Source organism: Plantactinospora sp. BC1 (assembly GCF_003030345.1).
In the GTDB taxonomy this organism is placed as follows: Bacteria; Actinomycetota; Actinomycetes; order Mycobacteriales; family Micromonosporaceae; genus Plantactinospora.
The window spans coordinates 7160964-7175192 of the sequence record NZ_CP028158.1; the positions used below are offsets into that span (position 1 = coordinate 7160964).

At 73.2% G+C, this 14229-nt stretch carries 14 protein-coding genes and 1 pseudogene; 11 read left to right on the forward strand and 4 right to left on the reverse strand.

Features of this window, described 5'->3' with window-relative positions; genetic code table 11:
- Positions 1 to 22 precede the first annotated feature (22 nt).
- The 3 genes from C6361_RS31415 to C6361_RS31425 form a co-directional block, all read right to left on the reverse strand.
- On the reverse strand, positions 23 to 1402 hold the full coding sequence (locus C6361_RS31415) for a glycine--tRNA ligase (RefSeq protein WP_107263253.1): 1380 nt from the start codon (positions 1400 to 1402) through the stop codon (positions 23 to 25).
- 207 nt (positions 1403 to 1609) lie between these two features.
- Positions 1610 to 2086, reverse strand: coding sequence for a hypothetical protein (locus C6361_RS31420; RefSeq protein ID WP_107264529.1), 477 nt, complete (start codon positions 2084 to 2086; stop codon positions 1610 to 1612).
- A 275-nt stretch (positions 2087 to 2361) separates the two neighbouring features.
- Positions 2362 to 2703, reverse strand: coding sequence for an antibiotic biosynthesis monooxygenase (locus C6361_RS31425; protein ID WP_107263254.1), 342 nt, complete (start codon positions 2701 to 2703; stop codon positions 2362 to 2364).
- A 95-nt stretch (positions 2704 to 2798) separates the two neighbouring features.
- Between C6361_RS31425 and C6361_RS31430 the strand changes: the two genes are divergently transcribed.
- The 6 genes and pseudogenes from C6361_RS31430 to C6361_RS31455 all read left to right on the forward strand — a co-directional run bounded on the left by C6361_RS31430 (position 2799) and on the right by C6361_RS31455 (position 6727).
- Positions 2799 to 3056, forward strand: coding sequence for a hypothetical protein (locus tag C6361_RS31430; RefSeq protein ID WP_107263255.1), 258 nt, complete (start codon positions 2799 to 2801; stop codon positions 3054 to 3056).
- 109 nt (positions 3057 to 3165) lie between these two features.
- Positions 3166 to 4149, forward strand: a complete 984-nt coding sequence (locus tag C6361_RS31435; RefSeq protein WP_107269955.1) for a metal ABC transporter substrate-binding protein — start codon at positions 3166 to 3168, stop codon at positions 4147 to 4149.
- The gene (locus tag C6361_RS31440; protein ID WP_107269956.1) at positions 4146 to 4913 is read left to right on the forward strand and encodes a metal ABC transporter ATP-binding protein; all 768 of its coding nucleotides are present in this window, start codon (positions 4146 to 4148) and stop codon (positions 4911 to 4913) included. Before C6361_RS31435 ends, C6361_RS31440 begins: the two co-directional genes overlap by 4 nt.
- Before the next feature lie 76 nt (positions 4914 to 4989).
- A pseudogene (locus C6361_RS31445) lies at positions 4990 to 5758 on the forward strand (metal ABC transporter permease); the annotation flags it as partial.
- Between the two features lie 213 nt (positions 5759 to 5971).
- Positions 5972 to 6271: a helix-turn-helix transcriptional regulator gene (locus tag C6361_RS31450; RefSeq protein ID WP_101367512.1), complete on the forward strand. Its 300-nt coding sequence runs from the start codon at positions 5972 to 5974 to the stop codon at positions 6269 to 6271.
- 48 nt (positions 6272 to 6319) lie between these two features.
- Positions 6320 to 6727 (forward strand): Fur family transcriptional regulator, encoded by a 408-nt coding sequence (locus C6361_RS31455; protein ID WP_107263259.1) that lies wholly within the window; start codon positions 6320 to 6322, stop codon positions 6725 to 6727.
- A gap of 12 nt (positions 6728 to 6739) precedes the next feature.
- On the opposite strand, the gene C6361_RS39090 is transcribed toward C6361_RS31455, so the two are convergent.
- Entirely contained in the window at positions 6740 to 9352 is a 2613-nt protein-coding gene (locus C6361_RS39090) for a CHAT domain-containing tetratricopeptide repeat protein (RefSeq protein ID WP_107269957.1), read from the reverse strand.
- A gap of 203 nt (positions 9353 to 9555) precedes the next feature.
- Here C6361_RS39090 and C6361_RS31465 point away from each other — a divergent pair, with 203 nt between their 5' ends.
- The 5 genes from C6361_RS31465 to C6361_RS31485 all read left to right on the forward strand — a co-directional run bounded on the left by C6361_RS31465 (position 9556) and on the right by C6361_RS31485 (position 14152).
- On the forward strand, positions 9556 to 10863 hold the full coding sequence (locus C6361_RS31465; protein WP_234359139.1) for a S8 family serine peptidase: 1308 nt from the start codon (positions 9556 to 9558) through the stop codon (positions 10861 to 10863).
- Entirely contained in the window at positions 10856 to 11554 is a 699-nt protein-coding gene (locus C6361_RS31470; protein WP_234359140.1) for an RNA polymerase sigma factor, read from the forward strand. The genes C6361_RS31465 and C6361_RS31470 overlap by 8 nt, the downstream gene beginning before the upstream one ends.
- Positions 11529 to 11993, forward strand: coding sequence for a hypothetical protein (locus tag C6361_RS31475; RefSeq protein WP_107271300.1), 465 nt, complete (start codon positions 11529 to 11531; stop codon positions 11991 to 11993). Before C6361_RS31470 ends, C6361_RS31475 begins: the two co-directional genes overlap by 26 nt.
- 325 nt (positions 11994 to 12318) lie before the next feature.
- Entirely contained in the window at positions 12319 to 13356 is a 1038-nt protein-coding gene (locus C6361_RS31480; protein WP_159079581.1) for a hypothetical protein, read from the forward strand.
- A gap of 181 nt (positions 13357 to 13537) precedes the next feature.
- Positions 13538 to 14152: a hypothetical protein gene (locus C6361_RS31485; RefSeq protein ID WP_107271301.1), complete on the forward strand. Its 615-nt coding sequence runs from the start codon at positions 13538 to 13540 to the stop codon at positions 14150 to 14152.
- The last annotated feature ends 77 nt before the right edge of the window (positions 14153 to 14229 follow it).

Below are 14229 nucleotides of genomic sequence, written 5' to 3' on the forward strand. Positions count from 1 at the left end.
GGGCCGGCCGGACGCCGCCGGGTCAGCAGCCGGGCAGGCGCTCGAGCAGGTACTGCTCGACCCGGTCCAGGCCGACCCGCTCCTGGGTCATGCTGTCCCGGTTACGAACGGTGACGGCGTTGTCGTCCAGGGTGTCGAAGTCGACGGTGACGCAGAACGGGGTACCGATCTCGTCCTGCCGACGGTAGCGACGGCCGATCGCCTGCGAGTCGTCGAACTCGACCACCCAGCGCTTGCGCAGCGCGGCGGCCAGGTCCTTCGCCTTCGGCGAGAGCGAGGGGTTGCGGGAGAGCGGCAGCACGGCCACCTTCACCGGGGAGAGCCGGGGGTCGAGGCGGAGCACGGTGCGCTTGTCGACCCCGCCCTTGGTGTTCGGCGCCTCGTCCTCGTCGTACGCCTCCAGCAGGAAGGCGAGCACCGCCCGGGTCAGCCCGGCGGCCGGCTCGATCACGTACGGCACCCAGCGCTGCTGCTTCTCCTGGTCGAAGTAGGACAGGTCGACGCCGGAGTGCTTGCTGTGCGTGGAGAGGTCGAAGTCGGTGCGGTTGGCGATGCCCTCCAGCTCGGAGAACTCGGTGCCACCGAACCGGAACCGGTACTCGATGTCCACGGTCCGCTTCGAGTAGTGCGAGAGCTTCTCCTGCGGGTGCTCCAGGAAGCGCAGGTTCTCCTCGGAGAGACCGAGGTCGATATACCAGTTCCAGCGCTCGCGCAGCCAGTACTCGTGCCATTCCTCGTCGGTGCCCGGCTCGACGAAGAACTCCATCTCCATCTGCTCGAACTCCCGGGTCCGGAAGATGAAGTTGCCCGGGGTGATCTCGTTGCGGAACGACTTGCCGACCTGGGCGATGCCGAACGGCGGCTTCTTCCGGGCCGAGGCGGCCACGTTGTTGTAGTTGACGAAGATGCCCTGCGCGGTCTCCGGCCGGAGGTAGTGCAGGCCCTCCTCGCTCTCCACCGGGCCGAGGTAGGTCTTCATCAGGCCGTTGAACATCCGCGGCTCGGTGAAGGTGCCCTTGTTGCCGCAGTTCGGGCAGTTCAGCTCGGCCAGCGAGGCCGGCGGGTTGCCGTGCTTCTCCGCGTACGCCTCTTCGAGGTGGTCGGCCCGGAACCGCTTGTGGCAGGACTGGCACTCGGTCAGCGGGTCGACGAAGGCGTCCAGGTGGCCGGAGGCGGCCCAGACGTCCCGGGCCAGGATCACCGCCGAGTCGAGGCCGACGATGTCGTCCCGCTGCTGCACCATGGCCCGCCACCACTGGCGGCGGACGTTCTCCTTCAACTCCACGCCGAGCGGGCCGTAGTCCCAGGCCGACCGGGTGCCCCCGTAGATCTCGCTGGACGGGAAGACGAAGCCTCGGCGCTTCGCGAGACTGACGACGGCGTCGATACGGTCGGCTGGCATGGCTACCTCCTACACCGGCTGGCGGCCGGCGGGGACTTCTTCGGGACGGTCAGGGAAACAGGCGGACAGGGACGGCACTCGGACCTGGATCGGGCGGTACTCCGCACAACGGTACGGTCGCCTGCGGCCCGAGCCCAGCAGATTACTCCACCTCGGCGGCCGTACCGCCGCCGCCCGGCGGGCCGGCACGGTTCATCCGATGTCGCGTCATCTGATGTCGCAGACCCGCAATCCGCCGGTGGTCTGGTCCTGGTCCAGCAGGGCCTGGAGGTTGTCCTGTCCCCCGCCGGCATAGGTGACGTCCACCGGCACGCTCAACTCGCTGGTCAACGACACGTCGCCGATCCGGAACGAGTCGATCTCCGGCTCGGCGCTGACCCGGCGCTCGAACTCGGCCGGCGACTCCCGCTGCCGGGCGGAGTCGCAGAGCAGGTCGTACGCCTTGCGGAAGTCCCCGTCGTCGAGCGCGTCGAAGTAGTCGGTCACCACCGTCCTGGCCTGCTCGTTCAACGCCTGCGAGCCGGAGATCAACAGGCCGACCAGCGCCGCTCCGCCACCGCCGCAGAAGAGGACGACGGCGAGGGCGGCCACCCCGAGCCCGAGCCACAACCGCGCCCCACGCCCCTCGCTGGGCGGCGCGGCGAAGAGCGGCTCGGCACCGGGGCCCGGCGGCGGCGCCGGCACACTCGGCGGCGGCGGCCCGTACCCGGCGGGTGGCAGACCATATCCGGCGGGTGGCGGCGGCCCGTACCCGCCGGGCGGCGGGCCATATCCGGGCGGCGGACCGTATCCGGCGGGCGGCGATGGCGGGCCGGGCTGCGGGGCGGCGCCACCGGGTGGGGCCGGGTCGTCGGCCCGGACGGGCTCGGGTGGGGACGACGGCCCGCCGGGCGGTCCGGGAACGGTCATGGGGCAAGGGTAGTGCCCGGCGCATCACCGGCCGGAGTCAGCGGCCGGAGTCAGCGGCCGGAGTCAGCGGCCCGGTCGCTCGGGGTGACTTCGACCTGGCCGTCCGGTTCGGCGCTGGCCAGCGTCTCGTACGCGGAGGGCTCGTCCAGCGACTCGGCGAGCAACGGAGTGGCGTTGACCTTGACGTCGAAGGCGCCGAGGGCCCGCCGGTAGGTACCGACCGACTCCCACTCGGTGACCAGGCACCAGTGCCGGGGGTCGTCGAGGGCCCGCAGCAGTTGGCCCCGGCGGTATCCCGGCCGGGCGGCGAGGGCGGCCAGCGCGGCGTGCGCCCGTTCCGTGAAGGTTCCGGCGGTCTCCTCGGCCACCACGAAGCGGTTGGTCACCAGCACGTACGCCTCCTGCCGGGTGCCGGGGCCCGGCGAGCTGGGGTGTCGCTGACGACAGCTCACCGGCCCGGGCACCGAGATCTCGTAGAGTCTGTGGAATGCAGCGTACGCAGAGCGTTCTGCTGACCCGCCTGGCCCGGGTCAACCCCACGGGTGTGTTCCTGGCCGCCCTGGCGCTGATGCTGGTCGCCCTCTTCGCGCCGGGGATCGTCGGCGGTGCGCTGCTGCTGGCGATCGCGGCCGGGCTGGCCGCGCTGCTGGTGACCACCTGGCCGGTGCAGCGCCCGGCGACCCGGATCCTCCGGCTGGTGATCCTGACCCTGCTGGTCGGTGCCGCGCTGATGAAGATCCTCTGATGGCCACCCGCCAGCTGCCGGTTTCCCGACCGGTGCCGAGCGCATGACGCGGTTCCATGCAAGCATGCGTTTTTGACAATCATTCTCATTGTCGCGGAGAGTGGATGACATGGTGATCCGCTCCGCCCTCCGTACCGTCGCCCTTACCACCACCGGCCTGCTCGCGCTGGCCGGCGCCGCCGCCTGTGGCAACGACGGCAGCGGCGCCGACCCCGACCGGGTCGACGTCGTCGCCGCCTTCTATCCCCTCCAGTTCGTCACCGAACGTGTCGGCGGGGACGCCGTCCGGGTGACCAACCTCGCCAAGCCCGGCGCCGAGCCGCACGACCTGGAACTCAACCCGGGCCAGGTCGGCCAGGTCAGCGACGCCGAACTGGTCGTCTACCTCGCCGGCTTCCAGCCGAACGTGGACGAGGCGGTGCAGCAGCAGGCCGAGGACCGGGCCTTCGACGTGGCCACCGTGCAGCCGCTGCTGGCCGCCACCGCCGGCGGACACGAACACGAGGGCGAAGACGGACACGAGGGAGAAGACGGACACGAGGGCCAGGGCGCCGAGCAGGCGGAGGGCGCGGCCGGCAAGGACCCGCACGTCTGGCTGGACCCGACCCGGCTCGCCGGGATCGCCGACAAGCTGGCCGAGCGGCTCGGCACGGTCGACCCGGACCGGGCCGCCGACTACACCGCCCGGGCGAAGGCGCTCCGCACCGAACTGGAGACCCTCGATTCCGAGTACGCCAAGGGCCTGGCGAACTGCCAGCGGCGTGAACTGGTGACCAGCCACACCGCCTTCGGGTACCTGGCCGAGCGCTACCGGCTGGAGCAGATCGGCATCTCCGGGCTGACCCCGGAGGACGAGCCGGCCCCGCAGCGGCTGGCCGAGGTGGCCGCCGAGGCCCGGGAGCACAACACGAGCACGATCTTCTTCGAGACCCTGGTCAGCCCGAAGGTCGCCGAGACGATCGCCCGGGAGGTCGGGGCGAAGACCGCCGTACTGGATCCGATCGAGGGCCTGCAACCCGGCAGTACCGGGGACTACCTTTCGGTGATGCGCAGCAACCTCGCGGCCCTGAGGACCGGACTGGGATGCTCATGACCGGACCTGTCGTCACTGTGCAGCACGGCGTGGTCGCCTACGACGACCGGGCCGTGCTGCGCGGCGTCTCCCTGCGGGTCGACCCCGGCGAGGTGGTCGCCGTACTCGGCGCCAACGGCTCCGGCAAGTCCACCCTGATCCGGGCGATCCTCGGGCTGGTGCCGCTGGCCGCCGGGACGGTCACCCTGTTCGGCACCCCGCAGCGCCGGTTCCGGCAGTGGGCCCGGATCGGGTACGTGCCACAGCGGATGGGCGCCGGCAGCGGCGTACCGGCGACCGTGGCCGAGGTGGTCGCCTCCGGACGGCTGGCCCGGCGCGGCGTGTTCCGGCCGCCGGGGCGGGTCGACCGGACGGCGGTGGCCGAGGCGCTGGCGGCGGTCGGGCTCGCCGACCGGGCCGGTGACCCGGTGGCCACCCTCTCCGGCGGGCAGCAGCAGCGCACGCTGATCGCCCGGGCCCTCGCCGGCCGGCCGGAGCTGCTGGTCCTCGACGAGCCGACCGCCGGGGTCGACTCGGCCAGCCAGGACGCCTTCGCCGAGGCGCTGCGCGGGTTCGTCGCCGGTGGCGGGACGGTGCTGCTGGTCGCGCACGAACTCGGGCCACTGGCCGGGGTGATCACCCGGGCGGTGGTCGTACACGAGGGAACGATCGCGCACGACGGCGCGGTACCGGAACCGGCCGGGCACCACGCGGCGCCCGGACACGAGCACGTCCACCCGCACGCGCCGGAGGAGTCGACAGGGATGTGGGGCAGCCGGCCGTGAGCGAGCGAAGCGAGCGAATCAGCAAGCACAGTGTCGATGTGCCTCATGCCGGCACGGAGCGCAGCGGAGGGCCGGCATGAGTCTCTTCCAGTACGACTTCATGATCAGAGCCCTGGTCGGGGCGCTGGTGATCGGGCTGACCGCCCCGGCGCTCGGCATCTATCTGGTGCAGCGCCGGATGTCGCTGATCGGTGACGGGGTCGGACACGTCGCGCTGACCGGGGTCGGGGTCGGGCTGCTGCTCGACCGGTCCCCGGTGCTGACGGCGGTGATCGTCGCCGCGGTCGCCGCGATCGGCATCGAGCTGATCCGGGAACGCGGCCGGACCTCCGGCGACGTCGCCCTGGCGATGCTCTTCTACGGCGGCATCGCCGGTGGCGTGATGCTGGTCGGGCTCTCCGGCAGCCGGAGCAACGCCAACCTGATGGCGTACCTCTTCGGCTCGCTGACCACGACGTCGCCGCAGGATCTGGTGGTGATCGTGGTCCTCGCGGCGGTGGTCCTGACCGCCATGGTCGCGTTGCGCCCGGCGCTCTTCGCGATCTGTCACGACGAGGAGTACGCCCGGGTCTCCGGCCTGCCGGTCCGGGCGCTGAACCTGCTGCTCGCGGTGACCACGGCGGTGACCGTGACCATCGCGATGCGGGCGGTCGGGCTGCTGCTGATCAGCGCCCTGATGGTGGTGCCGGTGGCCACCGCGCAGCTGTTCACCCGGGGCTTCCTCGGCACCATGCTCGCCGCGATGGGGCTCGGGTTGCTCGCCTCCGGCTCCGGGGTGTGGCTGGCCGGCACCGCCAACACCGCGCTCGGGGCCACCATCGTGATCCTGGCGATCGGGCTCTTCCTGGTGGCCTCGGTGGCCGTGGCGGTACGCCGGGCGGTGGCCCGACGCCGTGCCGTGCCCGGGCCGGATCCGCACGTCGAACCCTGTGACGTGGTGCTCGACGCCGCCCGGCAAGCCGCCCAGGACCCGGCCCCGTCGACCGGGCCGGTCCCGGTTGACCTTGGAACCGCGCACCGAACGGCGGTACGCCGTTAACAACGGTTACCGTTACGGGGTGACGGGCACAAACGCCTACGAGGCCTACGCGGGCGCCGGTGAGCTGCTACGAGCGCTCGCCGCACCGATCCGGCTCGCCATCGTCAGCGAACTCGCGCACGGCGAACGGTGCGTGCACGAACTGGTGGAGACCCTCGGCGCCCCGCAGCCGCTCGTCTCCCAGCACCTGCGGGTACTCCGCGGCGCCGGGGTGGTACGCGGCTCGCGGCGCGGTCGGGAAATCGCCTATACCTTGGTCGACGAGCACATCGCGCATATCGTGGCGGACGCGGTGAGCCATTCGGGGGAAGCCACCTGACGGGGGACGTCCGGCGGCAGGCACCTGACACGACGCGAGGAGGGCGAGATGGCGGCGGCGGAGAGCGGCGCGGCGGTACGCAACACCCGACAGCGCAGCGCGGTCAGCGCCCTGCTCGGTGAGGTCGAGGGCTTCCACAGCGCCCAGGACCTGCACGCGATGTTGCGCAGCCGTGGCGAACGGGTCGGCCTGACCACCGTCTACCGCACCCTGCAAGGGCTCGCCGACGCGGGCGAGATCGACGTGATGCGCCCGCCGGGCGGCGAGCACCTCTACCGGCGGTGCAGCGAGGGGCACCACCACCACCTGGTCTGCCGGGCCTGCGGGCGTACGGTCGAGGTGGAGGGGCCGGCCGTGGAGAGCTGGGCCGACCGGGTCGCCAACAAGCACGGCTTCTCCGACGTCAGCCACACCCTGGAGATCTTCGGCACCTGCCCTGACTGCGCCGGCCGGTGAGCTGAGCCGGGGTCAGCCCGCCCCGAAGCAGACGAAGGCCGCCGCCGTGGCCTGCGCGGAACCGTCGCCGTCGGCGGCGAACTCCCGCTGGGCGGCGGCGAGCGCCGACGCCGGCCGGGCGCCGGCACCCATCCGGCGGTGCAGGTCCAGCATCAGCGTGCTGGTCAGATCGGCCGGCACCGGCAGCACGGTGGCGATCAGACTGCTGGCGCCGAGGGCCAGCAGCACCGAGGTGAAGCCCATCACCTCGTCACCGGGGCGTACCCCGGACAGCCCCGAGTCGCAGGCGGAGAGCACCACACAGCCGGGCGGTCGGGGCAGCCGCTCCAACTCGTACGCGGTCAGCGGTCCGTCGGCGAGGTCCAGTGTGGAGAAGAGCGGGTTGTCGGCCCGGAAGGTCCCGTGCGCCGCGATGTGCGCCAGCCGGGCCCCGTCCAGCCCCGTGGTCACCGCCTCGGCGGTCGCGCCCTCGCCGGCCAGCAGCCGCGCCCCGGGCAGTACCCGGCTCAGCAGGCGTACCTCGGTCTCGGCGGCCGGCAGGCGCGGGCCGGCGGCGAGCAGCGGCGGACCGTCCGGCAGCGTACGGCGGGCGGCGGCAAGCCACGCCGTCGCCGACGGAGCCACCGTCACCGGCCGTCCGGCGCAGGTCGGCAACCCCGCCCAGGCAACCGCGTGCAACGCCCCGATCGGCACCATCACCAGCGGCCGGTCGGCCAGGCGCGCCCGCAGCGGCCCGAAGAGCTGCCGGTCCAGGGCCGACGCGGCGTGCTCGACCCCGGCCCGCGCGTCGGGGGTGTCCCCGGTGACGACCAGCCGGCGCAGGCCGAACCGGTGCAGCCGGGCCGCGTGCAGTGCCGCCTCCAGCGGGCCGAGGTCGTGCAGGGTCGCCCGGCAGTCCCGGAGCAGCACCGCCCGGAGCCGCTCCCGGTGGGCCACCAGTTCCACCAGTACGGCGCCGCCGAGCCACTCGCCGAGGGTCTGCACACCCGGCGGCGCCAGCAGCCCGCCGTCCCCGTCGACCCCCCGGGCCAGCTCCCGGATCTGCCGTTCGAGCCGGGCCTGCCGGCGGCGCAGCGCGGTCACCGGGCGGCCGGCGAGCAGCGCCTCCTCCAGCGCACCGCTGACCATCCGCAGCTCGGCGAGGGCGGCGGCGAGTCCGACGTCCTGCGGCGGAAGCACCGCCCGCATCCGCAGCGCGCTGGCGCGCCACCGCTCCGTCCAGGCCAGCACCTGGGCGGGGGTACCGGAGGTGATCGCCAGGTCGACTCCCTCGGCCGCGAGTTCCTGGCCGTGTGCGCCGCTGTGCGCGCGCAACTCGGTGGCGCCGAGCGCGGCCCGGTAGCCGTCGAGTACCGCCAGTCCGCGCTGCAACGCGCGGGCGCCGCCCCGGTGGTCGCCGTCGAGCCGCCGGGACAGCGCCAGCGCGTACCAGCCCTGCGCCCGCCGCGACGCCGTACCCCGGCGGCGGGCCCGGGCGGCGACCGCCAGCAGTTCCGCCGCCCGACCGGTACGCCCCAGCGCGGTGGCCAGCGAAGCGGCCTCGATCCGGGTGGTCAGCGCCGGTCCCGGCCATCCGGTGGCGTCGAGCTGGTCGGCGGTACGCACCAGCGCGGTCAGCAGCGCCGCCGAGCGGGTACCCCGGCGCAGCTCGGCGCGGAGTTCGACGTGCCGGGCGAAGGCGGCCCAGGTGCGCCGCCCCTGCCGGCGGAACCGGGCCCGCGCCTCGGCGGCGGCCGTGGTGGCGGTCTCCAGGTCACCGGCGAGCAGCGCGGCCCGGGCCCGGGCGAGCAGCGCCTCGGCGAGATCCGAGGCCATCCCCCGCCGGCGCAGCTCGCGTACGGCGAGGCTGGCCACCTCGACCGCCTCGTCGACAAGTGGCACGGAGAGCAGCAGCTCGAACCGGTCCAGCAGCAGCGCCGGCCGGGGCACGTTGAGCCGGGCGTACTCCTCCTCGACGGCGGCGAAGCGGCGCAGCGCCCCGGGGATGTCGCCGCCGTGGCTCGCGGCGATGCCGAGGTTCCACCGGACGTCGGCGGCGGCCAGGTCGAGTCCGAGCCGTTGGAAGATGGCGGCGGCGCAACCGAGGTCGTCGTCGGCGCCGAGGGTGGCGCCCCGGTGTGCGTTGAGCAGCCCCCGGTTGTTCCGGGCGCGCGCCTCCAGCAGCAGGTCGCCCTCGCGCCCGGCGATCTCCACCGCGATCCCGTACTCCCGGACCGCCTCCTCGAACTGGCCGCGGAAGTGCAGCACCACGCCCCGCTGCATCCGGGCCCGCCCGGCGTCGGCGCCGGTCAGCTCGGGCAGCGCCGAGGTGACCTCGGCCAGGGCGGCGGAGGTGCGGCCGGCGTTGGCGAGTACGTAGCCGAGGCTCATCCTGGCCAGTGCCGCCACCCGGGGCGTACCGGCGGCGCGCAACGCACGGCGCAGGTGCCGCAGGGCCGCCGGCAGGTCGTTGAGTTCCCGCAGCGCCAGCCCGATCGCCCGCTCGGCGGTGGAGCGCTCGTCGGCGTCGGAGTGGGCGGTGGCCAGCACCCGCCGACCGAGCATGATCGCTTCGCGGGGATAGCGCTGTACGGCGTCGAGCGCCGCCCGGGCCGTGGGAGCGACGGAGCCGGCGCTGTCACCCATGCGGACAGAATCCCCGATCGATGACCTTGGGTCAATCTGTACGGTTATCCGAAAAGCGACGATTCCACGACCCCTCACGGATCCGCGATTATTGACAATCGACTATCACTGGAAAACAATCGACACGGTCGGGGAATGTCTCGGGGAGTTGGCCCGCCGAAGCGCCCGCCGACCGCACTTCTTTCGTTCATTTGGGAGGACCGGTGTCGCCTGACCGTCCCGTCGCGCCGCGCCCGATCGGTCGGTTGTCCCGCCGGCATCTCATGGCGCTGGCCGCGCTGACCGCAGCCACCCCGTTGGGCGCCGGACTCCGGCCCGGGCCCGCCCTCGCCGGCAGCGACGACGACGCGTACCAGCGGGCATTTCAGCAACTGCTGGCGGCCGATCCGGACGTGCTGGTCCACGACGAGCCCGGCCGGGAGTTCCTCTACCGCCCCCGGCAGTTGCTGGTGGCCAACCCGGACGCCGAACGGGTGGTGACCGCACTGCGCAAGGCCGGGCATCCGGTCACCCGGGGCGGCGAGTTCGCCGGCGTCACCCGGCTGCGCTTCGACCGGGAGGCCCACGTCCCCTCGGTCGTGGCGAAGCTGCGCGATCCACGGCAGTGGCCCGACCAACCGATACCCCGGGTGCAACCGCACCACGTGCTGCTCGGCTACGGCAACATCATGGGCAACCCGGGCGGGCCACCGCAGGTCGCCGCCGCCCTGCCCGCCCCGGATCCGGCGCACGCCGGGGACGGCGCCGGGGTGACGGTGGGGATCTGCGACACCGGGGTCTGGCGACTGGCCGGCGCCCGCCATCCGGAGTGGCTCGGCGGCGGCTACCTGCCGCAGGTCGACGACGAGGACCCGCTCTACCTGCACAGCGACGTGCTCGGCCCGCAGGGTGGGCACGGCACCTTCGTCGCCGGGGTGGTCCGGCAGGCCGCCCCCGGCGTGTCGTTCGACCCCGAGCCGGCGCTGAACCCGACCGGCGTCGGCGACGAGGAGATGCTGGCGGCGGCCCTGGCCGGACTCGGCCCGGACGTGTCGATCGTCAACCTGTCGCTGGGCTGTTTCACCCAGGACGACCTGCCGCCACTGCCGCTGGCGAACGTCCTCGCCGGCAAGCGGGCCGGCAGCGTCGTCGTCGCGGCCAGCGGTAACGCCGGCACCGCCCGGCCGGCCTGGCCGGCCGCGCTGCCGGAGGTGGTGGCGGTGGCGGCGGTCAGCCAGGGGGCGAACGCGCTGCTGCCGGCCGCGTACAGCGGCTTCGGGTCCTGGGTGGACGCCTGCGCCGTCGGCGAGCGGACCAGCACCTACGTGGACGGCCGGCTGCTGCTGCCCGGCCGGCCCGTCAAGGAGTTCCGCGGGTACGCGACCTGGGCCGGCACCTCCTTCGCGGCGGCACACGTCTCGGGCCGGCTGGCCGCCCTGATGAGCGCCACCGGGCTCGACGCCGAGCAGGCCCGGCTGGTCCTGCTCGGCGAGCCCGACTGGCACCCCGACTACGGCGTACTCGTTGACTGAGCAGCCGGATCCCGCCACGCGTCCGGACGCCGGCCCGGCGCCGGAGGTCCCGACGAGCGACGCGATCCTCGCCGGTCTGGTCTCCGCCGCCGCGAACGGCGACGAGTTCGCCTGGGTCGAGCTGGTCCGCCGCTACGCCCCACTGGTCCTGTCGGTGATCCGGGCGCACGGGCTGAACCGGACCGACGCGGCCGACGTCAACCAGACCGTCTGGCTGCGCCTGGTGGAGCACCTGGGCCGGGTACGCGAGCCCGCCGCCCTGGCCACCTGGCTGGCCACCACCACCCGGCGGGAGTGCTACCGGCTGGTCCGGGTCGGCCGGCGTACCCAGCCGTTCGACCCGCTCGACGAGGCCGTCGAGGCGACCATCGGCGCCCTGCTGCCGCCGGACTTGCGGACACCGGACGAGAATCTGCTCCGGGCGGAACGCCGGCAGGCGCTACGGGACGGCTTCGGCCAGCTTCCGGCGCGCTGCCGGGAGTTGCTCTCCCTGCTGGTCGCCGATCCCCCGACCAGCTACCGGGAGATCGCGCGACGGTTGGGCATGCCGATCGGCAGCATCGGCCCCTCGCAGGCACGCTGCCTGCGGAAGCTGCGCAACTCCCCCGCGCTCGCCGCGTTCGTCGGGGCGTCCTCGGACGCCGAGGGGAGCGGAGGTGACCGCGATGGGGCTGTGGCCGCCGGCCGATGACGACGCCCTGCTGAGCGAGCTGGGTGCGGCGCTGCGCGAGGCAGGGCCACCGCCGGAGGAGTTACTGACCGCCGCGTACGCGGCGTTCAGCTGGCGGACGGTGGACGCCGAACTGGCCGTCGCCGAGCTGACCTTCGACTCGGCGTGCGACCCCGAGCCGGCCGGGCTGACCCGGTCCACCGGCTCCACCCGCGCCCTGGCGTTCCACGCCGGTCCGGTCGTCGTCGCGATCGAGGTGACCGGGACCGGCATCGTCGGCCAGCTCTCGCCGGCTCGCGGCGGCCGGGTCGTCGCCCGCACCCCGGGCGGCCCCTACGAGGAGGTCGCCGTGGACCCGGTCGGCTTCTTCTCGCTGGGTCCGCCGCCGCCCGGCCCGGTCCAACTACACGCGCGGACCTCCGACTACGCGGTGGCGACCAGCTGGGTCTCGCTCCGCTGAGCCGACCGACCCGGACGCTCCGCCGCCACCGGCAACCGCCGCCACCCTCGACCGCCGCCGGGGCCGTCGCGTGCCCCCGGACAGGTGCGGCCGTACAAGAGGACCGTCGGGCTCCGTTGATACAAATAGGCACGTAATTCTTCCACTCGCATTCCGCCTTATTCGAGAATTACTCCCTCCCCGGCATATGCGGGCACGCGCGGCAATCGAATTATTCGCCTGTTCCATTGCCTCCGACCATTGGATTAGAGTCCTTTTGCCGGCCCGGTACGAGCGCGCTCCTCATTGCTCATCGCCCCAGTACCCGAGGAGAAGGAACCCCCAAATGACCACTGCGAGTCCACGTCTGTTCCGAACCGCCGGAGTGTTGTTCGGCGCGGTATTGGCGACGCTGCTGACCGTCTCGACGAGTGGCGCCGCCCTGGGCGGCGGCGTCGGCAACGGGTCGGAGGCCGGCGCGGCGGTCTCCGCGCGTACCGACGTGTTCATGAAGGACACCGCGTCGGACGTCGGGAACGAGCCGCACGGGGCGATTTATTCGTCCTTCTTCAACAGCCCGGACGTCAAGATCTGCCCCAGCGCGATCGAGTGCGCGTCGCACACGAACCCGGTCGTCGGGTCGACCAGCTACATCTTCGTCAAGCTCCGGAACCCGGGCCCGTACGGGTCGGGGATCAGCTCCGGCACGCTGCGTGCGTACTACACCACCTCGGGTGGCGCCGCGAACTGGCCGGCCCACTGGACCCCGATCGGCTCGAAGAGCCTGCCGGTCGCACCCGGTGAGACCGTCACCTCGATCGCGTGGCCGAACGTCCCCTCCATCGGCCACTTCTGCCTCCTGCTCCGCTGGGAGTCCGAGACCGACCCGATGAACTTCGAGGGGACGACGACCTCCATCAACACGCAGTACAACAACAACCTCGCCTGGAAGAACGCCAACACCGTCCCGGCCACCCCGGGCGGGCCGCCGGTCGACCGGCCGTACGCGCTGGCGAACGCGCTGCCGGTGCCGGCGAACTTCGATCTCGTGTTCCGCCCGGCGGACCAGGCCGCGCCGAACCTGAAGATCCTGGTCGACCTCGGCCCGGAACTGTTCGAGCGCTGGGTACGGGCCGGACGGGCGGGTGACGGCGTCCGGGTGGTCGGTCGGACCCAACTGGAGGTCGACCCGAACAAGGCACAGATCAGGGACCTGCTGATCAATCCGGAGGAGCGTCCCGTCGTCAAGCTCAGCTTCGCGGTCGGCGAGGGCGGGCAGAAGCCGTACGTGCTCCAGGTGCTACAGGTCGGACCAGCCCGGGAGGGCGGCGAGAAGTTCGTGCTGGGCGGGGTGGACTACACCATCGTGTCGGGCCGAGGCTGACGACGGAGGGCCGAAGCTAACGACGGAGGGCCGAGGCTGACGACGGAGGACGGTGGGCCGGGGAGCCGGGGAGGGCTCCCCGGCCCATCTGCCGTGCGCAGGCCGGCGCGACACCGGCAGCCTGCTCGGCCTCCTCGGAGCCGGTCGGCGACACGGTCCGGCCCGTGGCACGCTGACCGGCATGAGGATCTACGCCGATCGCTTCCCGACCGCCGCCCGCCAACTCCTCACCGACCTGCTCGTCGTCGCCTGGATCTATCTGTGGATCCGGGCCGCCATGTGGCTGCACGACCTGGTGCAGAAGCTCGCCGTACCCGGACAGAAGCTGGAGGGGGCCGGCGGTGGACTGGCCGACAACCTGGCCGACGCGGGCGGCAAGGTCGGCCGGGTGCCCGTGGTGGGTGACGAGCTGACCTCGCCGTTCGAGAAGGCCGCCGGGGCGGCGCGGGCGATGGCGGACGCCGGGCGGGAGCAGCAGGAGCTGGTCGGCGAGCTGGCGTTGGCGCTCGCGCTGGCGCTGCTGGTGTTTCCGCTCGGGGTGGTGCTGTTGGGGTGGCTGCCGCTGCGGGTGCGCTGGATGCGGCGGGCCGGTGCGGCCCGGGCGCTGCGGTCGGCGCCGGCCGGCCGGGACCTGTTGGCGTTGCGGGCGCTGGCGAACCAGCCGATCCGGCGGCTGACCCGGATCGACCCGGACGTGGCGCAGGCGTGGCGTCGGGGTGACCCGGCGGCGGTGGAGGCGTTGGCGGCGCTGGAGCTGCGGGCGCTCGGCCTGCGGGCCACTCCGGTACGCCGCTGACGCCGCCACCGCCGCCACCTTCGAGGATCACCTGAGAAGGCTGACCGAGGGACAGAGAAGGCTGACGGAGGGACAGC

What these genes read in the sequence shown, in the direction of transcription:
- C6361_RS31440 (WP_107269956.1), top strand. Translation starts at nt 4,146, where the DNA reads ATGACCGGACCTGTCGTCACTGTGCAGCACGGCGTGGTCGCCTACGAC.
- C6361_RS31435 (WP_107269955.1), top strand. Translation starts at nt 3,166, where the DNA reads ATGGTGATCCGCTCCGCCCTCCGTACCGTCGCCCTTACCACCACCGGC.
- C6361_RS39090 (WP_107269957.1), bottom strand. Translation starts at nt 9,352, where the DNA reads ATGGGTGACAGCGCCGGCTCCGTCGCTCCCACGGCCCGGGCGGCGCTC.
- C6361_RS31480 (WP_159079581.1), top strand. Translation starts at nt 12,319, where the DNA reads ATGACCACTGCGAGTCCACGTCTGTTCCGAACCGCCGGAGTGTTGTTC.
- C6361_RS31485 (WP_107271301.1), top strand. Translation starts at nt 13,538, where the DNA reads ATGAGGATCTACGCCGATCGCTTCCCGACCGCCGCCCGCCAACTCCTC.
- C6361_RS31475 (WP_107271300.1), top strand. Translation starts at nt 11,529, where the DNA reads ATGGGGCTGTGGCCGCCGGCCGATGACGACGCCCTGCTGAGCGAGCTG.
- C6361_RS31455 (WP_107263259.1), top strand. Translation starts at nt 6,320, where the DNA reads ATGGCGGCGGCGGAGAGCGGCGCGGCGGTACGCAACACCCGACAGCGC.
- C6361_RS31415 (WP_107263253.1), bottom strand. Translation starts at nt 1,402, where the DNA reads ATGCCAGCCGACCGTATCGACGCCGTCGTCAGTCTCGCGAAGCGCCGA.
- C6361_RS31430 (WP_107263255.1), top strand. Translation starts at nt 2,799, where the DNA reads ATGCAGCGTACGCAGAGCGTTCTGCTGACCCGCCTGGCCCGGGTCAAC.